We start from the raw sequence: 21,583 nt of genomic DNA, 5'->3' as shown, positions 1-21,583 counted from the left end.
GCCAAAAGAAAGCAACTTTTGATGCACATGTTCGTATACCTCCGCGTCGGGGTCATCAAGCAGTCGTATTAAAGAGTTTACTTCTGTCGGATTTATCATACTCTAATGCTAAAATACTAAAGGTTTATATATTTTTACACCAATGTTCAATTTAACGTTCGCAAAGGATTTTCTGTTGCATAGGCTTAAGTCAAAAAACCGTCATGGTTTGCACTCGCCGTTTGTTTACCGTTTAGTAGATGAGGTTATTTATGATAAAAAGCCCTATCCGGCGTATGATAGCATTGAACACCAGCGAGACCACCTGCTGGTAGACGACCGCCACATCACCGTTACCGACCTCGGCGCGGGCTCGCACGTAAACAACAACAAGCAGAAAAAGATAAGCGATATTACGCTTAACGCGCTAAAACCGCCAAAGCTGGCCAAGCTGCTTTATCGCCTGGCGGCATTTACCAAACCTGCCAACATTGTTGAACTGGGCACCTGCCTGGGCATTACCACCCTATACCTGCAAGCCGCCGCGCCCAATGCCAAAGTTTATACGTTAGAAGGCTGCCCGCAAACCGCCGGTGTTGCCAAAGATGTGTTCGACAAGGCCGGGGTGAAGGATATCAATGTCATCACCGGGAATTTTGACGATACCCTGCCGGGTGTAATTGCCGGACTGGATCAGCTCGATTTTGTGTACATCGACGGTAACCACCAGCGCGATGCCACCCTAAAATACTTTGAATGGTGCCTGCCCAAAGTGCATGAAGGCACTATGCTCATCTTCGATGATATATACTGGAGCGAAGGCATGAAACAAGCCTGGGCGCAAATAAAAGCCCATCCCGATGTAACCGCCACGGTCGACCTTTACTGGATAGGCCTGGTGTTTTTTAAACCGGGGCAGGCGAAAGAAGATTTTATGATAAAGGTGTAGCTAAATGAAATTAAGTTTACTCTTCTCACTTTTCTGGATAATATTTTTACAGGCAACGGAGCTACCGGGTTTGTTCACCAAATCGTTTAATGAGAAAAAGTTAAATGAGCGGTATCAAATTATAAAGCCCATTAAACCTGGTTATTTAGAAGCCGATTTTACCGGGGATAGAATAACCGATATAGCCGTGCAGGTGGTCGATAAAAAAAGTAAGAAAAGAGGAATACTGATCATTAACGGAGGTAGCAATAAACATTATATTTTTGGTGCGGGGTATAAATTTGCAGGCGAAGATTTTAATGATACCAACTGGTTAGATGGATGGCGTATTTACAAAGATAAAATTGCCTATAAAACATTATTTGATGCCGAGGGAGATATCGCCGGAAGCAAAAAAGTGAAAGTCTCTCATCCCGCCATTTCTATCTACTCAATAGAAGATGGCAGTGAATTAGCCGGTGCTTTAATTTATTGGAACGGTACAAAATATGTTTCTATTCACCAGGGAGAGTAGGCACATCTACTAAAATGCTTCCCCCAACCCTACATACACACCGCTTTGCCTGCTTTCGCCGGGGCGTTTTTCGCCAACGCCGTAATCTACACGGATGCTGAGGCCTTTCTGTACGTCGAAGAAGTAACGGAGGCCGCCGCCGTAGTTTGGCTTTAATTGTTCGGTACTAAACTCTTTATTAAACCAATTGCAGGCGCACGCGTGCCGCGTGTGTCATATCCGCCATGCTTGTATTGAAGAGGTCGGAAAACTTTATTAGCTTTATTTAATGAGCAGGAAATATAAATTTCTTAATAAAGAAGGGTTATACTTCGTGAGTTTTGCAGTGGTTAATTGGATAGATGTTTTTACCCGTTTAGAATACAACGAAGTAATAGTGGATAGCCTAAATTATTGTAAGAATAATTTAGGGATGGATATATATTGTTGGTGTATTATGCCAAGCCATATACATATGATCTTTGCAGCTAAAGACAATAACCCTGAGGTCATATTAGGTCGTTTTAAAGAATATACCTCTAAACAATTGGTAAAGTCCATAACAGAAAACATTCAGGAGTCACGAAAGGAATGGATGCTTTGGATGTTTAAAAGAGCAGGTGCAAAAAGTAGCAACGTTAAAACTTATCAATTTTGGCAACATCATAACAAACCAATTCAACTATGGAGCGCTAATGTTATTGAACAGAAGGCCGATTATATCCATAATAACCCGGTAGAAGCTGGTTTTGTTACAGAAGCATCATATTGGAAATACTCAAGTGCTATTGATTATGCAGATGGAAAAGGATTGGTTGATATAGAATATCTGTAGGTATGGCGGGGTCACACGCGGCACGCGTGCGCCAGCGATTGGGCGGGAAAGTATTGGTTGATATGAATGTCTGTAGGTATGCATAGCGGGGTCACACGCGGCACGCGTGCGCCAGCGATTGGGCGCGAAAGTATTGGTTGATATGGATGTCTGTAGGTATGCATAGCGGGGGTCACACGCGGCACGCGTGCGCCAGCGATTGGGCGCGAAAGTATTGGTTGATATAGATGTCTGTAGGTATGCATAGCGGGGTCACACGCGGCACGCGTGCGCCAGCGATTGATACTTTGAAACAACAATAATAAATTAATCTGCACATCTACTAAAACACTTGGTATGCTGGCGCACGCGTGCCGCGTGTGTCTTAACCACTATGCTTATATTGAATAGATTAATCTACTAAAACGCTTCCCCCAACCCTACATAAACACCGCTTTGCCTGCTTTCACCGGGGCGTTTTTCGCCAACGCCGTAATCTACACGGATGCTGAGGCCTTTTTGTACATCAAAAAAGTAGCGTAAGCCGCCGCCATAGTTAGGCTTTAATTGTTCGGTACTAAACTCTTTATTAAACACCTCACCGGCGCCCACAAAACCTACTATACCAAAGCGCTCGCTCATGCGGTAGCGCAGTTCGGTTTGGCCTACTAGCAGGTTGCGGTCGCGGAAACGGCCGTTATAGTAGCCGCGCATCATTTCGTCGCTGCCCAGGGTAGGCAACAGGTAAAATGGCGATTGGCTGCCCGTTATGTTCTGGCTTTGCACATCAAACCCTAAAACAAACTTTTTGCTTAGTGCGAAGAAATGCGTGAGTTCGACATTTAAAAACCCGCCCGAGTAGCCGCTGTTACCACCTATACCGTTCATGATATTAAAGTAGCTGGTTAGCATACCGCCCTTAGTGGTGTAAGTATTGTTATTGCGGGTGTCAAATACAAAACTTGGGCCTATGTATAAAAAAGTGCCGCCGTGCTTGCCGTCTATAGTTGGGTCGGTAGCAAAAATACCAGAGCCGTCCTGGTCGTTAAAGCGGTAATCATACCCCCCGGCAACCAAGCCTAAATAAACGTAATTACCTATCTTTTTTTCGGCGGCAAAAGTTGCTCGTACACGTTTTTGACCAAGCCTGTCGGCATCGGCTTTTTTGGTGTTGTTGCCAATGCCATAAAAATCAAACGGGAAATTGATATACCCAACAGACCCTGTGAAATGATATCGGTTATGTGGTGTCCAGTAACTGCCGCTCAGGTTTAAACGGCTTTGGCCCTTGGTAGTAATGGTAGCGTAAGCAAACAAATTGGATACCCGGGTGTCATTACCCAGTGTATCGGTATAAAAAGAATATAGTCCCGAGCCGCCCAGCTCTAAACCGGTTTCGGGGGCCGAGCTTACTACGGGTAAAACAACAAAACTCCCTTTTTTGGTGGTATCCTGCTCAAAATACATTTTGCGGATAAACTTTGGCAATATTTTTACCTGGGCAAAAAGGGGCTGTACAAGTATAAAAAGTAATAAAACGGTAGTAAGTTTCTTCATGTAATAAGCTTCTTGAGCTTAAAGACTAAAGCTGAAAGCTTTTAGGATATTTTGCTTTTTGCTCTCCGCTTTCGGCTTTTAGCTTTAGCAACAAAGGTAAATTTAAAGCACTTGTTTTACTGAATTTGTAATTTAAAATTCTGATGTGCGCAAAATACCTACTTTTGCACCATAAATAAGAGCAAATAATATGAGCACAGCAAGAGGCCCAATATCTCAGTTTATCGAGAAAAATTACCTGCATTTTAATGCAGCAGCATTAATGGATGCAGCCAAAGGTTATGAAACGCATTTAACCGAGGGTGGCAAAATGATGGTGACCATAGCAGGCGCCATGAGTACGGCAGAGTTAGGCATTTCGCTTGCCGAGATGATCCGCCAGGGTAAAATTGATATCATATCATGTACAGGTGCCAACCTTGAAGAGGATATCATGAACCTGGTAGCGCACTCGCACTACAAACGCGTGCCAAACTACCGTGACCTGAGTCCGCAGGATGAGTGGGACTTGTTAGAGAACCACTACAACCGTGTTACTGATACCTGTATCCCCGAAGAAGAAGCCTTCCGCAGGTTACAAAAACATATTTACAAAATTTGGAAAGATGCTGATACCGCAGGTGAGCGTTACTTTCCGCATGAATTTATGTACAAAATATTGCTGAGCGGCGAGCTGGAGCAATATTATGAGATAGACCCTAAAAATTCGTGGATGCTGGCGGCTGCCGAAAGGAACCTGCCAATTGTTGTACCGGGCTGGGAAGACAGTACCATGGGTAACATATTTGCATCGTACGTTATAAAAGGCGAAATAAAAGCTACCACCATGAAAAGCGGTATCGAATACATGGCATGGCTGGCCGGCTGGTATCCCGAAAATTCGGGTGGTAAAGGCGTAGGCTTTTTCCAGATTGGCGGCGGTATAGCCGGCGATTTCCCGATTTGTGTTGTGCCGATGCTTTACCAGGATATGGAAATGCCGGAAATTCCGTTCTGGAGTTACTTTTGCCAGATTAGTGATTCTACAACCTCATACGGTTCGTACTCGGGCGCGGTGCCAAACGAAAAAATAACCTGGGGTAAGCTTGACATTAACACACCTAAGTTTATTGTAGAGAGCGATGCAACGATAGTTGTACCGTTAATATTTGCGTGGATATTGAAACAATAACCATCATATAAAATTATAAAGAAAGCCCTTTGGAGATATCCGGAGGGCTTTTTTATTTGCGCGTTTATAATTAATAGTTGCCTGCTATTGGTATTAGGGAAAATAAGTTGCAATTTTAATGCAACCTGTTGCCAGGCTGTTTGATATTTGCCTGGATATTAAAACAATAGTCAAGTTTTGAAAGTATGTATTGGCATTCTCTTTTACCCGATACAACATGTATTTAGCAAAAAAGCCTTTGGATGTTATTTAAAGGGCTTTTATTAATAATTTAGAACGATTATAAATTAGATATTGCTGTCATTATATTGTCAGCGATACTGTAATAAATTATACTTTTGTGCCTGAAAAAGTGCCAAAAACATACAGCTCTACGTCAGTTTAACACTTTAATATAAAAATTATTTAGCATAAATACCTTTTATGAGAAATATCTCATTGATTTTTAAACAGTTTTCAAGGTCGGTTTTACTAATTGCCGGTTTGGTTGTTTGTGGTTTAACAGCCCATGCGCAAACAGATGCAGCAAAAGGGGAAGCTATATTTAAGGCCAAGTGTACAGCGTGTCATAAAATAGATACGCGTATGACCGGCCCGGCCTTAGGTCCGCAGCTTACATCAGAAACTGATGATGCCTATTTAACCAAATGGATCCAAAACAACCAGGCATTAATTGCTGCCAAAAACCCAAAGGCCGTTAAAATATTTAACGAGTACAACCAGGCGGGTATGACAGTATTTGCCGAGTTGAGCGATGCTGATGTGGGTAATGTTATTACTTACATCCGTGCCGATTGGAAAAAGATCCAGGATGATAAAGCCAAAGCACCTGCCGGTGGCGCAGTTGCCGAAGACAAAGGCCCAAGCAGCCTGGTTATCTGGGGTTTGTTAGGCGTTATCGTTATCGCTTTCATTGTAATCCTTGTATTAAACAAAGTAATTGCAACGCTTGAGCGTTTGTTGCTTAACAGACAAGGTATTGTGCTTGAAGAAGATGCTGAAGAGGAAAAAGTAAAAGCAGACCGCACAGCAACTTTCAAAAAACTGCTGAAAAACAAAAAGCTTGTATTCTTTATAGTGCTTTGCGGTACTATAGCGATGGGCAGCTTTAGCTGGGTAACCATGTGGAACACTAACGTTCACCAGGGATACCAGCCGGTACAGCCTATTAAATACTCGCACGAGCTGCACGCCGGCGCTATGAAAATAGAATGCCAGTACTGCCACACAGGCGCGTTCAAATCTAAAAACGCTTCAATCCCGTCATTAAACGTTTGTATGAACTGCCACAAATCTGTTAAAACAGAATCACCGGAAATTCATAAGATCTATGATGCGTTGGGTTATGATCCTAACACGGCTAAGTACGATAGCACTAAAGCAAAACCAATTCAGTGGGTACGTATACACAACCTGCCGGATCTGGCTTACTTTAACCACTCGCAGCACGTTAAGGTTGGCGCTATTAAATGCCAAACCTGCCACGGCCCGGTTGAAACCATGAAAGAGGTTTACCAGTACTCGCCATTAACAATGAAATGGTGTATACAGTGCCACAAACGTACCGAGGTTAACGGTAAAGGCAATGCTTACTACGATAGCATACTTGCTGCCCACGATAAAATTAAAAAGGGTGAGAAAGTTACTGCAGCAGTATTAGGCGGTATTGAGTGCGCTAAGTGCCACTATTAATAATTATCAAGAACAGTACATTACAGTTTATATAACTATAAATGGATAGCAATAAAAAATACTGGAAAGGTTTAGAAGAACTGAACAGAACACCAGAATTTGTTGAGAAAAATAAACACGAGTTTGCCGAGCCAATCCCTATTGAACAGGTATTAAGCGGTGGCGGCCTTATGGGCAAAACTCCACGTCGCGACTTTTTAAAGGCACTGGGTTTTGGTGTGGGTGCAGTTACTTTAGCGGCTTGCCAAAAAGTACCGGTACATAAATCAATCCCATACTTAATAAAGCCCGAAGAGGTAACCCCGGGTATAGCCAACTACTACTCATCAACTTATGATGGTAGCGCTATATTGGTTAAAACCCGCGAAGGCCGCCCTATTAAAGTTGAAGGTAACCCTAACGATCTTTTATCAAAAGGTGGTTTGAGCGCACAGGCGCAGGCATCAGTGCTTGACTTGTACGATAACAGCCGCGTTCAGGACCCGCAACAAAATGGCAGCCCTACAGGTTGGGCACAGGTTGATGCTTTTGTAAAAAACCAACTTGCAGCTATCGCGGCAAGCGGCAAAACAATCAGCATTGTAACTTCAACTATACACAGCCCGTCTACCCAGGCTGTTATTAATGATTTTATAGCAAAATATCCTACTGCAAAACACGTAAGTTATGATGCAGTATCATATACAGGGATTATAAAAGCTAACCAAAACAGTTTTGGTAAAGCAGTATTGCCTCATTACAATTTTGATAAAGCGGATATCATTGTAAGCTTCGCGGCTGATTTCCTGGGAACCTGGATCTCCGGCGAAGAATTTACCCGCCAGTACGTATCAAACAGGAACAACAAATCGCTTGAAGCTAAGAAGATGTCACGTCACATCCAGTTTGAGAGCGGTATGAGCCTTACCGGTACCAATGCCGATGTGCGTATCGCTATTAAACCATCTGAAGAAGGCGTTGCACTGGTTAACCTTTACAATGCATTATCAGGTACAACCTTACCGGGTTCAAGAAAATTAACTACAGCTAATGCCGATAAGGCGATATTGCTGGTAGCAGCCGAATTGAAAGCGGCTAAAGGTAAAGCCTTAGTTGTTTGCGGTTCAAACGATGTTGCTACACAAGTATTGGTAAATGCCATTAACTCGTTATTGGGCAGCTACGGTACTACAATTGATCTGGATAACCCATCTCGCCAGTACGCTGGTAACGATGGTGAAATTGTTGATTTCATTACCCAGGCAAAAAATGGTACAGTTGGCGCAGCATTATTCCTTGATGCTAACCCTGCTTATGATTACCACTCTGCAGATGCAGTTAAAGATGCTCTTAAAAAGGTTAGCCTTAAAATATCTTTCTCTGACCACGCTGATGAAACCGCTGCACTTTGTAATATCATTGCACCAAACCACCACTATTTAGAGTCGTGGGGTGATGATAGCTCGGTTACAGGTTACTACACTGTAATGCAGCCAACCATTAACCCGGTTTACAATACCCGCCAGGCCGAGCAAAGCCTGCTGGTATGGAGCGACAACCCGGTTAAAGATTACTACACCTACGTTAGAAATAACTGGAACAATAACTTATTAGCCAAAGGTGGTTTATCTGGCCAGGCTGGTTGGGAAACCTTATTACAAACAGGTTTTGTATTAGCAGCACCGGTTGCAGCGGGTTCTTACACCTTTAACTATGATCTTAACGCGGTTGCGCAAACCATATTAAACCAAAGCGCGAAATTAGCAGAAGCTAAAGTTGAGCTGCAGCTATACCAGAACACAGCAATGCGCGATGGTAAAAGGGCAAACAACCCGTGGTTACAAGAGCTGCCAGATCCGGTATCTAAAGTTACCTGGGACAACTTTGCAGCCATGTCTCCGTCTGATATTATAAAATTAGGCCTTGATGAATTTGAGGTTATTAAAATTGAAGCAAACGGTTACACCGTAACATTACCTGTATTATCACAACCTGGCCAGGCGCCGGGTACGGTATCAGTTGCTGTTGGTTACGGCCGTACAGCAGCCGGTTTGGTTGGTAACAATGTAGGTAAGAATGCATATCCTTTCTTAAGCTTCCTTAATGGTACGTTCCAGACAAATGCATCTGCAACGATAACCGCAACAGGTGATATATTCCCGCTTTCGCAAACACAAACGCACCATTCATTTGAAGGCCGTAACGTTATTCGCGAAGCAAGCTTTACCGAGTACAAAAAGAACCCGGCAGCAGGCAGCGGCGCCGAAGGTGAGCACGAGAAATACGACCTTTGGGAAGCAACCAATGAAGATCATATCCACGCACGCCCTGTTTATGACTGGGTTATGGCTATCGACTTAAATGCATGTACAGGTTGCGGCGCGTGCGTTGTAGCATGTAGCGCAGAAAACAACATACCTGTTGTTGGTAAAGACGAAGTTGGCCGCCGCCGCGAGATGCACTGGATACGTATTGACCGTTACTATAGCTTTAACAACGATAGCAATGGCCACGCGGTAACCAAAGAAAAAGAAATTGCAAAACTGGATAACTTTAACAATGTAACGGTTGTTCACCAGCCAATGCTTTGCCAGCACTGCGACCATGCACCTTGCGAAACTGTTTGCCCGGTATTAGCTACCGTACACTCAAGCGAAGGTTTAAACCAGATGGCATATAACCGTTGTGTTGGTACACGTTACTGCGCAAACAACTGCCCGTATAAAGTACGCCGTTTCAACTGGTTTAACTACTGGAACGATTCGCGCTTTGATAACTACCTGAACAACGAGCATACACAATTAGTACTTAACCCTGATGTTACCACACGTTTCCGTGGCGTTATGGAAAAATGCTCGATGTGTGTACAACGTATACAAGCAGGTAAGTTACAGGCTAAAATGGAAAAACGCCCGCTTAGGGATGGTGAGGTTAAAGTAGCCTGCCAGCAAACTTGTTCTGCAAACGCTATCGTGTTTGGTAACAGGAATGACCCTAACTCTGAAGTTTCAAAAGCTTTGAAGAGCGAGCGTACTTACTATGTGCTTGAAGAACTTAACGTAAAACCGGGTATTGGTTACCAGGTAAAAGTTAGAAACACTGGAACTGAATCATTGGCTTAATTTTTTACATCGAGATATATTACAACATATGAGTCATCATCATGAATCGATAATCAGGGAACCGTTAATGACGGGCAAGGATATCACCTATGCCCAAATTACTAACGATATATTGTTGCCTGTAGAAAATAAACCCAACAAAGCTTGGTGGATAGGTTTTACCGTATCATCATTAGGCGCATTGCTTTGGGTAGTGTCTATCAGCTACACCTTTTGGTTTGGCTTAGGCGCGTGGGGATTAAACAAAACTGTAGGCTGGGCGTGGGATATCACCGGTTTCGTATGGTGGGTAGGTATTGGTCACGCCGGTACGCTTATCTCTGCGGTACTGTTGATCTTCCGTCAAAACTGGCGTAACTCTATTAACCGATCGGCCGAGGCGATGACCATCTTCGCCGTTATCTGCGCCGCTACGTACATTGTAGCGCACATGGGCCGCCCCTGGTTAGCATACTTTACATTACCACTGCCAAACCAGTACGGCTCACTTTGGGTAAACTGGAACTCGGCACTGATGATGGACGTGTTTGCGATCTCAACTTACTTCTCGGTATCGTTATTATTCTGGTACACAGGTTTATTGCCTGATATCGCTTCAATACGTGACCGTGCAACAGGCTTACGCCGCCGCATTTATTCAATCCTATCTTTCGGATGGACAGGTTCATTAAAAACCTGGCAGCGTTTCGAAACCGTATCATTGATATTAGCGGGTATATCTACACCACTGGTACTTTCGGTACACACCATTGTATCATTTGACTTTGCTACGTCGTTAGAGCCGGGATGGCACACCACCATCTTCCCTCCATACTTCGTTGCGGGTGCTATCTTCTCTGGTTTCGCAATGGTACAAACACTATTGCTGGTAACCCGTAAGGTATTAGGTTTAGAGAACTACATCACCATGTTCCATATCGAATCGATGAATAAGATCATCATGCTTACAGGTTCAATTGTAGGTGTGGCTTATATCACCGAGTTCTTTATTGCATGGTACTCACAGGTTGAATACGAGCAGTATGCTTTCATTAACCGTGCAACCGGCCCTTACTGGTGGGCATACTGGAGCATGATGAGCTGTAACGTTATTTCACCGCAGCTGTTCTGGTCTAAAAAATTACGTACAAGCATAAAATTCTCATGGTTCCTGTCAATCATCGTGAATATAGGTATGTGGTTTGAGCGTTTCGTAATTATCGTAACCTCATTACACCGCGATTATATCCCATCAAGCTGGGCTATGTTCTATCCAACATGGGTAGATGTAAGCGTGTTCATCGGTTCGATAGGTTTATTCTTCACCATGTTCCTGTTATTCATCAGGGTATTACCATCGGTAGCAATTGCCGAGGTGAAACTGCTGCTGAAAACATCAAGTGAGCAGGCTAAGAAGAAACTGATAGAAGAAGGACACCTTGATCCGGTTGAGGTTCAGTATTACAAAGAGTCCTTAACGAAGTACGACAGTATTGACATGGCTGATTACGAAAAAGTATAAAAATGAGCAACACTAAATTTATATTGGGCTGTTTTGATGATCCTGACAACATGATGCAGGGTATCGATAACTTACAGAAAAATAGTATCCCTATTTATGATGTATACACGCCAATGCCTATCCACGGTATTGAGGACAAAATGGGCGTGAAGGATTCACGGTTAGGTTATGCAGCGTTTTGCTTTGGTTGCCTTGGCGCCTCGGTAATATTCAGCATCCTGTTTTATACGCTGGTACTTGATTGGCCTATGAACGTGGGTGGTAAACCAAGTTTCTCTATACCAAACTTTGTACCGTTTACCTTTGAGTGGACCATTTTGTTTACCGCATTTGGTATGACGATAACCTACTTTGCATCAACTCACCTTTTCCCGGGCCGCGCGCCACGTGTAATGGACCTGCGTGCAACTGATGACCGTTTTATTATAGCAGTAGACGCTAAAGGGAACGTTCCTCATGAGGATATCACCAATTTATTAAAACAAGCAGGAGCAGTAGAAGTAAAGCATAACGAAAGAAAATATGTTAGCTATGAATAAATTTAGAATATTGGGCACAACGGCTATCGTTATTGCTGCATCGATCGTCATTACATCGTGCAAGGATAAGCGTAGTACCGGTTGGGAATACGCTCCCAATATGTACGAACATACGGCATTTGACCCGGATCAGGCCAATCCTAACTTTAAGGATGGCAAAACAGCGCAGGTACCCCCTGCAGGTACTATCCCGGTAGGATTTAAACGCTTTGATTACCCGAACACAAAAGACGGGTATGAAAAAGCAGGACTTGAAGTGACCAGCCTTATAGCACAAACACCTCAGCATTTGGCAGAGGGTAAGGTATTGTTCACCACATTTTGCTCGCCATGCCACGGTGTAACAGGGCAGGGTGATGGTTTGGTTGTGCAGCACGGGTATCCGCCGCCGCCGTCATACTCAAAAGGGCAATCATCACGTGGTGGTGCAATGAAAGATCTTACAGACGGAAAAATCTATCATACAATAACTTATGGTGTTAACGCGATGGGTTCATACGCATCTCAGGTTGCGCCTGAGGATCGCTGGAAGATAGTTATGTATGTACACCATTTACAAAATTTATAAGATTATTTTTAATGAAGACTCACAATAGTTTTGAAGAAAGATTTGAATTCAACGGCACTGCCAAAACGTTGAGTTTAGTTTTTATTGTAATTGGTGTACTCGCAATTGCATTAGGATTTATTTTTGGTGGTGAGCACGTTCAACGTACTTATAGCAATTTATTGCTTATGTCTTACTACTTTGTTTGTGTTTGCACGGCGGGCGTATTCTTTTGCGCGTACCAGTATGTAGCACAAGCAGGCTGGTCGGCTGCTTTTATAAGGATACCGCAGGCATTTGCCAAAGTATTGCCTATAGCCAGCCTTATCCTTATCGTGATAGTAACCTTTGGTTTATTCACAACCCATAAGGTTGTTGAACACGGTAAAGAAGAAGTTGTACCTTATTTATATGCACACTGGGCTACTCATGGTTTAACCATACCTGGCAGCGAAAACTTCGACCCGATAATTTTTGGCAAAAAAGCATTCTTAAACATTCCGTTCTTTTACGGCATGCTGGTAGTATTGTTAGGCGCTTACAGCTACTTTGGCTGGGCTTTAGCAAAATGCTCTGAGAATGAAGATAGCGTAGGTGGCATGAGCAACTATGATAAAAGCTTTAAACTGTCGTGCATATTCCTGGTAATATTTGGCTTTACCTTCCCGATCTTTGCGTTCGGTGTTATTATGTCATTAGAAGCACATTGGTTCTCAACCATGTTTGGTTGGTACAATTTAGCTGCTATGCACGTAAGCGGTTTAGCGATTATTGCCCTGGTGATGATATACCTACAGAAAAAAGGTTACTTTACCTGGTTGCATATCGACCATTTGCACAGTATGGGTAAACTGATCTTCGGTTTCTCTATTTTCTGGACATATGTTTGGTTCGCGCAGTTCTTCCTTACCTGGTATGCCAACATCCCCGAGGAGTCGGTTTACTTTTACATCCGTTGGGAGCCTGAGTACAAATTCTGGTTCTGGTTAAACATCGCCATGAACTTCCTGGCTCCATTGTTAATGTTAATGTCTCGCGATGCAAAACGTGTTACTAACCGTATGATGTGGGCCTGTATTATATTGGTAGCCGGCCACTGGCTTGATTATTATATTATGATAATGCCGGGTACAGTAAAAGAACACAGGGGTTTTGGTGTAGAAGAGATTGGTATATTCTTAGGTTTTGCAGGTTTGTTTACCTACCTGATGTTAAATGCATTAAGCAAGTTTAACTCGCTTGTGCCTAAAAAACATCCGTTCCTTGAAGAGAGCCTGCATCATCACATATAATAATTGTTAAATTTGCAACCGGATACAGCAATTCAAATAACCAATAAAATGGGATTCAAACATTTAATAAATACTAAAAAAATACTTTCGCTTTTAGCTGTTTTTATGCTTTTAGGCACAAGCATGCTTTTTGCCCAGGGTACAGAAACAGCCGGGGCTGCCGCTTCACCTGCTGCTGATGCAGTTAAGGATAATGGCCTAGCTACCGCAGGTTACTATATCCTGCTTTTCCTTATCGCTTGTTTTATTGTAGGGATAGTTGGTAAAATACTTCGCGTGTTTGACCTAACCCAGCAGATACAAGGTAGAAACCCTATCAACTGGAATAATATTATGGGCGTTTTATGCCTTGTATTCCTTATTGCAGGTGCATACGGCGCTTATTGGGAATTTACAGTACATGGCAGCATGATATTGCCTGGCGCAGCATCAGAGCATGGTGTTAAAATAGACGAGATGTTTTGGACAACCACTGTGTTAACAATGATAGTGTTTGTAGTAACACAAATATTGCTGTTTACATTCCTGTTCAGGTACCGGTACAACGCAAATCGCCGCGGCCATTTCTTACCGCATAATAATACTATCGAAAAAGTATGGACAATAGCCCCGGCTATCGTTTTAACCATACTGGTTATTTTCGGTTTCTTTACATGGCAAAAAATTACCGATAGTACAGACACTAAAGGTGATATTAATATTGACATTACCGGCCACCAGTTTGCCTGGGAGCTACGCTACACCGGCCGCGATGGTTTATTAGGTAAAACCGACTATAAACTTGTTAGCGGTGTAAATAAGCTTGGTATCGATTTTAAAGACAAAAACAGTTATGACGATTTACAGGCCGATACCATGGTTATACCGGTACGTAAGTCTATCAGGTTAAACATACACGCACAGGATGTTATCCATAGCGTTTATATGCCACATTTCCGTGTACAGTTAAATGCGGTGCCGGGCCTGCCTACCTTCTTTAAATTTAAGCCTACCATTACTACTGCAGAGATGCGTACCAAATTGGATAAACCAACATTTGAGTACGAAATACTTTGTAACAAAATTTGTGGTGGTAGCCATTATAACATGAAAAAAATTGTACGTGTGGTTACCGAAGCTGAATACCAGGCATGGATAGCTCAGCAGAAACCATATCTGACAGACGCGGTTAAAAAAGACCTTAAATTTGCCGTAACAGAGAAAAAAGAAGTACAACCAAACAGGTTAGCGTTAAACAATTAATACAAAAAGATTAGCGAGTATGTCAACATTAGCAGTTCACGATCACGGAGTAGCACATCACGAAGACGATCACGGACAACATCATCATAAAGCAACGTTCCTGAATACTTACATATTCAGCCAGGATCACAAAATGATTGCCAAGCAATTCCTTATTACAGGGATGGCAATGGCTTTCATCGCCATGATTTTATCTATCCTGTTCAGGATCCAGTTAGCTTATCCGGATAAAGCATTCCCTTTAATGGAAACATTATTAGGCCGTTTTGCACCAGGCGGGCGTTTAGATTCGAACTTTTACCTGGCATTGGTAACCATACACGGTACCATCATGGTATTCTTTGTATTAACAGCCGGTTTGAGCGGTACTTTCGCCAACCTTTTAATTCCATTGCAATTAGGTGTACGTGATATGGCTTCGCCATTCATGAACATGCTTTCATACTGGTTCTTCTTTATTGCCAGTGTTATCATGTTATCATCATTCCTTGTACAAAAAGGCCCTGCAAGCGGTGGCTGGACAATTTATCCCCCATTATCTGCACTACCTAAAGCCATGCCGGGTTCTGGTATGGGTATGACGTTATGGTTGATCAGTATGGTACTATTCATCGCTTCGCAGCTGATGGCAGGTATCAACTATGTAAGTACCATCCTTAACATGCGTACAAAAGGGATGGACCTTTGGAAAATGCCATTATCTGTATGGGCATTATTTTTAACCGCTATATTAGGTGTATTATCATTCCCTGTATTAGTTGCAGGTGTGGTACTGTTGGTATTCGACCGTAGTTTTGGTACAAGTTTCTACCTTTCAGATATCGTACTGAACGGTACACAAATACAACCTTTTGAAGGTGGTAGCCCTATCCTGTTCCAGCACTTGTTTTGGTTCCTGGGTCACCCCGAGGTATATATCGTAATTATGCCTGCAATGGGTATCTCATCAGAGGTTATGTCGGTAAACTCGCGTAAGCCAATCTTTGGTTACCATGCAATGGTTTACTCACTAATAGGTATCACTGTATTATCATTTATTGTATGGGGCCACCACATGTTTGTTACGGGTATGAACCCGTTCCTTGGCGGTGTGTTCATGATCACAACATTGATTATCGCGGTACCATCGGCAGTAAAAACATTTAACTGGCTGGCTACACTGTGGCGCGGTAACATCCGCTTTACATCAGGTATGCTGTTTGCTATCGGTATGGTGTCATTCTTCATCTCAGGTGGTTTAACAGGTATCTTCTTAGGTAACGCCGCATTGGATATCAACCTGCACGATACGTACTTTGTAGTTGCCCACTTCCACCTTGTGATGGGTTCGGCAGCTATATTTGGTATGCTTGCGGGTGTTTATCACTGGTTCCCTAAAATGTTTGGCCGTATGATGAACGAGCGTTTAGGTTACCTGCACTTTTGGTTAACATTTATTGGCGCTTACCTGGTATTCTTCCCAATGCACTTTATGGGCCTTGATGGTGTACCACGCCGTTACTACGCGTTCACCGAGTTTGAATCAATGAAACAGTGGTTATCTGTAAATACATTTGTTACCTGGGCGGCAATTATGTCGGCAGTAGCGCAGTTAGCATTCCTGTTCAACTTTATACACTCTATATTCTGGGGTAAAAAAGCGCCACAAAATCCATGGGAATCAAATACCCTTGAGTGGACTACACCAGTTGAGCACTTACATGGTAACTGGCCAGGCGAGATCCCAACCGTTTACCGTTGGCCATATGATTACAGCAAGCCGGGTGCCGAGCATGACTTTATACCACAAACAGTTCCGCTTTCTCAAACAATGAGTTCAAATCTTCCGCATGATTTTGAGGATAACCCAGTAGGTTTAGAGGAACATGCTAAATGGGCAAGTGCTCAAAAAAGTAACGAAGAAGTAAAATAACATTATACTGATCTGATCTTTTAGGGTATCTGTCAAGTATTAAGCCTTTAGTCTGGAGTTCTAAGTCAAATTAAGACTAACGACTCAGAACTTTAAACTTAAGACTTACCACAGGTACCCTAATTTGTTAGAAATATTTAGATGAGCATAAAAGCATCCGGGAACCAGTTTTTAAAAATTAACCTGATAACCATAATCCTGCTGTTTGTATTGATACTGGCAGGTGGAGTTGTGCGCAGCACAGGCTCAGGTATGGGGTGCCCCGATTGGCCTAAATGTTTTGGTAGGTACGTGCCGCCAACCAGTATATCTGAGTTACCGGCCAACTACAAAAAGGTTTATGCAGATAAACGTTTGGCCAAGAACCAGAAGTTTGCCAAAATGCTTGATGTTTTTGGATACAGTGAGCTGGCTATGCGTATCCGTAACGACAGATCGATATTAGTACCCGAAGAATTTAACAGTGCCCGCACCTGGACTGAGTATGTGAACAGGCTGATAGGTGCCATATCGGGAGTGTTTTTATTATTATGCGCCGTTTTCTCTTTTAAATATTGGAAAAGCAACAAGCTGATAGTACTGCTAAGCATATTTAACCTGCTACTGGTAGGTTTCCAGGGATGGTTGGGTTCAATAGTAGTATCAACCAATTTGGTTGCCTGGATAGTTACCGTGCACATGCTTATTGCGCTGGCTATAGTAGCTATCAGCATAGCAACTTATCACATGGCTAAGGTACAAGGCAGGTATAAGGTGCAAAGCAAACCATTGGTAACCATAGTTACCTTATTGGTTTTGGCTATGAGTATTTTGCAGATAACATTTGGCACCGAGGTGCGCGAAAAGATAGATGCAGTAGCCAGCCATTTAGAAGGCAGTTACCGCGATAGCTGGGTAACCAGGGCAGGCGAGATATTTTCACAACACCGCGATATGGCTGTGATAGTGTTGATATTAAACCTGATTTTGTACGCGCTTATCCGTAAAGGCTTTAACAGGCATTCGGTACAGCAACAGCTAATGAGTTTTACCTTTTTAATGGTAATGCTGCAAATAGTTACCGGCATATTTTTATCATACTGGTCGTTACCACCGTTTGCACAAGCATCGCATATTGTACTGGCAAGTTTATTGTTTGGCGCGCAGTTTTATTTATTGCTGAACTTATTTAGTTCGGTTAACGTGCAGGGGGCAGGCAAATGAAGGATTTTATAAAGCTGGTTAAATTACGTTTAACACTTCTGGTGGTATTTTCGGCCTCTATATCATTTGTTATAGGCAGTAAGGTAAACGGCCCTATTGATTGGAGTAGCTGGGATTTTTGGAGTAAATGGTTATTACTGATAAGCGGCGGCTTCCTGGTAACATCGGCAGCAAACGGGTTTAACGAGATTATTGAGAAAGACCTTGACCGTTTAATGAAGCGCACCGCAGACAGGCCTATCCCATCCGGCCGCATGACTAACGGGCAGGCATTAGTAATAAGCTTGTTTATGGCCATATTAGGCACATATTTGCTGGGTAAACTTAACTTAACTACCGGCTATTTATCGGTATTTTCAATATTACTTTATGCTTTTGCTTATACCCCATTGAAACGTAAATCGCCAATAGCGGTATTTGTAGGGGCTATACCGGGCGCGTTACCGCCACTTATTGGTTATGTTGGTGCGCACCCTAAAATAGACGAAATAGCCCTTATATTATTTGCCATACAATTTGTTTGGCAGTTTCCACACTTTTGGGCTATTGCCTGGGTGCTGGACGATGATTACAAGCTGGCTGGTTTCCGCCTGTTGCCTAGTGGTAAGCGCGACAGAACAAGCGCTGTAATTACTTTTGTTGTAACTTTAATTTTGTTGCCAGTAAGCTTATTGCCAACATATTACGGTTATGGCGGTTATTACGTAGGCGGGGTTTCATTAGCAATGGGCCTTTTATTTTTATACCAGGCATTTGGCCTGCTGCGCACGCTCGAAATTAAGTCGGCGCAAAAGCTAATGTTTGGCTCTTTTTATTATTTGCCGGTAGTGCAACTAATGTTTTTATTTGATTTTATAGGAAAATGATGTCCAAGATACAGCAAGAAGACAGATTAAACCTGGCACCCAAAAAATTCAACATGTGGATCTTCATATTCACATCGTTTATGTTTTTTGCGGCGTTAACCAGCGGTTTTATCGTATATGTGGGCGGCAGCTCGGCACACGGCATGAACATCAAAATGCCCGATGCTTTTATGTACAGCACCGCTGTAATTATGTTAAGCAGCTTAACTATGTTTTTAGCAGCAAGGGCTGCCAAAAGCTCGCAGTTTGGCAAACAAAGGCTTTACCTTTGGCTTACCATTATATTAGGCGTAGCCTTTTTCGGGATCCAGTTGTATGCCTGGTCATACCTGGTGAACAAAGGTATTTATTTTAGCAACCCAAATGCATCCCAGTCCTTTATATACGTATTCACCGGGATGCATTTATTACACATTTTTGCCGGTTTGTTGTTGTTGGCCAATACGCTATGGCGTAGCTACCGCAGCATAGAGCAGGTTAAAAATTTATACAGTGTACAGATGTCCTCTATTTTTTGGCATTTTGTCGATATTATATGGATTTATCTGTATGTTTTTTTACTTTTGAACCAACAATAAAAACTCATGAGTGTACAAGTATCACCTATTGATGAAGTAAAGACAACGCCGTGGTCTGGAGGCAAATCTCCGTTTAATGTAGAGTACGGTAAAATGATGATGTGGTTTTTCCTCCTTTCGGATGCGTTTACCTTTTCATCGCTATTAATTGCCTATGGTGCGTTAAGGTTTAGCTCAAACAGCTGGCCGGCTGCCGATCTTATTTTCCAGTCGGTTCCCGGAACCTCGATAGAGCATGGCGCCCCCCTTGTATTTGTGGGCTTAATGACGTTTATCCTGATCATGAGTTCGGTTACTATGGTACTGGCAGTTGAGGCCGGTCACCGTATGGCAAAAAAAGAAGTTGTAACCTGGATGATATTCACCATTATAGGTGGGTTTATGTTTTTGGGTTGCCAGGCGCTTGAGTGGAACCACTTACACCACGAAGGTTTTTGGTGGGGCAGCATCCCGCATGATCTGAAAGAATTTTTTCATGAAGGAGCACCTTTATCAGCAACTTACACCCAGCAATTTGCAAACCTTTTCTTTACCATTACCGGTTTCCACGGTTTCCACGTATTTAGCGGGGTTATCATTAACATTATTATTACCGTAAACGTATTGTTAGGTACTTACCAAAAACGTGGCAGCTATTTAATGATAGAAAAAGTTGGCCTTTACTGGCACTTTGTAGACCTTGTTTGGGTATTCGTATTTACTTTCTTTTACTTAGTTTAAAAAATTAACATATATACATATGTCAACAGAAACAACACAAATTCATCACGAAGAGCACGGTGAAGGAATGACCCGCAAAAAAATATGGAAAATATTTGGTGTATTGCTTGCCATTACCGTAGTTGAATTTATCATAGCATTAATTTTGGTGCCAAAAGGTATTATCCCTTTGCACACAGCAAACCCAATATACATTGTATTAACACTGGCTAAAGCGTTTTACATTGTTGCTTACTTTATGCACTTAAAGTTCGAAAAAATTGGTTTAGCCCTTTGTATCATTGTGCCGATATTATTCATAATCGGTTTGATATTGGTGCTTACAAACGAAAGCCACTACTGGATAGACCTGAGGCCAAAATTGTAATGCGTAAAGGTTCAGTCCTGAAAAAAATAATAATCCTGGTATTGATATTAGCTTTACCGGGATTTTTATATTATTTACTAACCGCAAAGGGCAAAAACAGGTACAAACCACTATCGTTTTACGGGCCAAAAGTAGTTGCTAAAACCGGCCATAAGTTTCATGGTACGTTTATACCCGATACCATTTACCACAAGCTAAGCGATTTTAACCTGACAGACCAAAACGGAAATGCGGTATCTTTTAAAAACTTCGACAAGAAGATATTTGTAGCCAGCTTTTTTTATACCAACTGCCCAAGCGTTTGCAACACGGTAAATAAAAACATTAGCGAACAGGTGTACGCCTACCGCAAAAACCCAATGGTGTACTTTGCCAGTATAACGGTAGACCCGCAACGGGACACCCCGCAGGCATTGAAAAAGTACGCGGCCCAGTACGAGGAAACAAAAAAATGGTTATTCCTTTCGGGCGATACTGCAACTATTTATAACCTTGCCCGCAAAGGCTTTTTGGTTAACGCAGTACAGGCTGGTAAGGATGATTTTATATACAGCGATAAACTGATATTGATAGATGCAGAAAAACGCATCAGAGGGTATTATGACGGTACATCAGCAGCCGATCTTACCAAACTTAACGACGAAATAAAAGTGCTGATAGCCGAAGAACTGCGCAAGGTTGATAAAGCGCTTTATTAGAAGCAAGAAATCAAGAATCAGGAGTCAAGACAGATTGCCTGATCATATATAATAAATAAACGAATCCTGATTCCTGACTCTCTTAAAGAATGACCGATAAATTCATATTCCGTTTTGTTGCGGGCGTAACCATATTTGTTGTTGCAGTGGTTATTGTACTAAACCGCCACCTTATACCGGGGCCTGCCACTCCGCCTGCGTTTACGCCATATCTGCCAATGCTCAATGCCATGTTAAATGGTACCTGCAGCGTATTGCTGTTAACATCTTTGTACTTTATTAAACAGGGCAATATCACCGTCCATAAACGTTTAAATATTTTAACGTTCTGCCTGTCATCATTATTCCTGGTATCATATATC

Annotated in this window: 20 protein-coding genes; 19 read left to right on the top strand and 1 reads right to left on the bottom strand. The window is 42.5% G+C overall.

From position 1 onward, the window contains the following. Positions 1-142: 142 nt before the first annotated feature. From WC615_RS14145 to WC615_RS14135, 3 genes are all read left to right on the top strand, one after another. A complete protein-coding gene (locus WC615_RS14145; protein WP_372978740.1) occupies positions 143-928 on the top strand; it encodes an O-methyltransferase in 786 nt (261 codons plus the stop codon). Positions 929-932: 4 nt separating this feature from the next. After that, positions 933-1,442 carry a hypothetical protein gene (locus WC615_RS14140; protein WP_372978739.1) on the top strand — a complete coding sequence of 170 codons (510 nt, stop codon included), beginning with the start codon at positions 933-935 and terminating at the stop codon, positions 1,440-1,442. Between the two features lie 268 nt (positions 1,443-1,710). After that, positions 1,711-2,256 (top strand): transposase, encoded by a 546-nt coding sequence (locus WC615_RS14135; protein WP_372978738.1) that lies wholly within the window; start codon positions 1,711-1,713, stop codon positions 2,254-2,256. A 399-nt stretch (positions 2,257-2,655) separates the two neighbouring features. Here WC615_RS14135 and WC615_RS14130 read toward each other — a convergent pair whose 3' ends face one another. Continuing rightward, on the bottom strand, positions 2,656-3,792 hold the full coding sequence (locus WC615_RS14130) for a polymerase (protein ID WP_372978737.1): 1,137 nt from the start codon (positions 3,790-3,792) through the stop codon (positions 2,656-2,658). Between the two features lie 190 nt (positions 3,793-3,982). Here WC615_RS14130 and WC615_RS14125 point away from each other — a divergent pair, with 190 nt between their 5' ends. The 16 genes from WC615_RS14125 to WC615_RS14050 all read left to right on the top strand — a co-directional run. Next, the gene (locus WC615_RS14125) at positions 3,983-4,963 is read left to right on the top strand and encodes a deoxyhypusine synthase family protein (protein ID WP_372978736.1); all 981 of its coding nucleotides are present in this window, start codon (positions 3,983-3,985) and stop codon (positions 4,961-4,963) included. A 423-nt stretch (positions 4,964-5,386) separates the two neighbouring features. Then, positions 5,387-6,655, top strand: a complete 1,269-nt coding sequence (locus WC615_RS14120; RefSeq protein ID WP_372978735.1) for a cytochrome c3 family protein — start codon at positions 5,387-5,389, stop codon at positions 6,653-6,655. A gap of 41 nt (positions 6,656-6,696) precedes the next feature. Then, complete coding sequence (locus WC615_RS14115) at positions 6,697-9,756, top strand: TAT-variant-translocated molybdopterin oxidoreductase (protein WP_372978734.1); 3,060 nt, start codon at positions 6,697-6,699, stop codon at positions 9,754-9,756. 28 nt (positions 9,757-9,784) lie between these two features. Further along, positions 9,785-11,257 (top strand): NrfD/PsrC family molybdoenzyme membrane anchor subunit, encoded by a 1,473-nt coding sequence (gene nrfD, locus WC615_RS14110; RefSeq protein ID WP_372978733.1) that lies wholly within the window; start codon positions 9,785-9,787, stop codon positions 11,255-11,257. A gap of 2 nt (positions 11,258-11,259) precedes the next feature. Continuing rightward, positions 11,260-11,796 (top strand): DUF3341 domain-containing protein, encoded by a 537-nt coding sequence (locus tag WC615_RS14105; protein WP_372978732.1) that lies wholly within the window; start codon positions 11,260-11,262, stop codon positions 11,794-11,796. Further along, positions 11,789-12,364: a cytochrome c gene (locus WC615_RS14100; protein WP_372978731.1), complete on the top strand. Its 576-nt coding sequence runs from the start codon at positions 11,789-11,791 to the stop codon at positions 12,362-12,364. Before WC615_RS14105 ends, WC615_RS14100 begins: the two co-directional genes overlap by 8 nt. 11 nt (positions 12,365-12,375) lie before the next feature. Further along, positions 12,376-13,635 carry a quinol:cytochrome C oxidoreductase gene (locus tag WC615_RS14095; RefSeq protein WP_372978730.1) on the top strand — a complete coding sequence of 420 codons (1,260 nt, stop codon included), beginning with the start codon at positions 12,376-12,378 and terminating at the stop codon, positions 13,633-13,635. 48 nt (positions 13,636-13,683) lie between these two features. Further along, complete coding sequence (locus WC615_RS14090) at positions 13,684-14,877, top strand: cytochrome c oxidase subunit II (RefSeq protein WP_372978729.1); 1,194 nt, start codon at positions 13,684-13,686, stop codon at positions 14,875-14,877. Positions 14,878-14,896: 19 nt separating this feature from the next. Further along, complete coding sequence (locus WC615_RS14085; RefSeq protein WP_372978728.1) at positions 14,897-16,789, top strand: cbb3-type cytochrome c oxidase subunit I; 1,893 nt, start codon at positions 14,897-14,899, stop codon at positions 16,787-16,789. Between the two features lie 141 nt (positions 16,790-16,930). Continuing rightward, positions 16,931-17,992 (top strand): heme A synthase, encoded by a 1,062-nt coding sequence (locus WC615_RS14080; protein ID WP_372978727.1) that lies wholly within the window; start codon positions 16,931-16,933, stop codon positions 17,990-17,992. Continuing rightward, on the top strand, positions 17,989-18,858 hold the full coding sequence (cyoE, locus tag WC615_RS14075; RefSeq protein ID WP_372978726.1) for a heme o synthase: 870 nt from the start codon (positions 17,989-17,991) through the stop codon (positions 18,856-18,858). Before WC615_RS14080 ends, cyoE begins: the two co-directional genes overlap by 4 nt. Further along, entirely contained in the window at positions 18,855-19,436 is a 582-nt protein-coding gene (locus tag WC615_RS14070; RefSeq protein WP_372978725.1) for a heme-copper oxidase subunit III, read from the top strand. The genes cyoE and WC615_RS14070 overlap by 4 nt, the downstream gene beginning before the upstream one ends. Positions 19,437-19,442: 6 nt before the next feature. After that, the gene (locus WC615_RS14065) at positions 19,443-20,156 is read left to right on the top strand and encodes a cytochrome c oxidase subunit 3 (RefSeq protein WP_372978724.1); all 714 of its coding nucleotides are present in this window, start codon (positions 19,443-19,445) and stop codon (positions 20,154-20,156) included. 19 nt (positions 20,157-20,175) lie between these two features. Beyond that, positions 20,176-20,523, top strand: a complete 348-nt coding sequence (locus tag WC615_RS14060) for a cytochrome C oxidase subunit IV family protein (protein ID WP_372978723.1) — start codon at positions 20,176-20,178, stop codon at positions 20,521-20,523. Continuing rightward, the gene (locus WC615_RS14055) at positions 20,523-21,221 is read left to right on the top strand and encodes an SCO family protein (RefSeq protein WP_372978722.1); all 699 of its coding nucleotides are present in this window, start codon (positions 20,523-20,525) and stop codon (positions 21,219-21,221) included. Before WC615_RS14060 ends, WC615_RS14055 begins: the two co-directional genes overlap by 1 nt. 89 nt (positions 21,222-21,310) lie before the next feature. Next, positions 21,311-21,583 (top strand): DUF420 domain-containing protein (locus WC615_RS14050; protein ID WP_372978721.1); only part of this gene is annotated, 273 nt, incomplete at its 3' end.

The sequence above is a fragment of the Mucilaginibacter sp. genome (assembly GCF_041663085.1).
GTDB lineage: Bacteria > Bacteroidota > Bacteroidia > Sphingobacteriales > Sphingobacteriaceae > Mucilaginibacter.
Note: the sequence above shows the minus strand (reverse complement) of the source record. Positions and strands in the feature narration are given on the sequence as shown.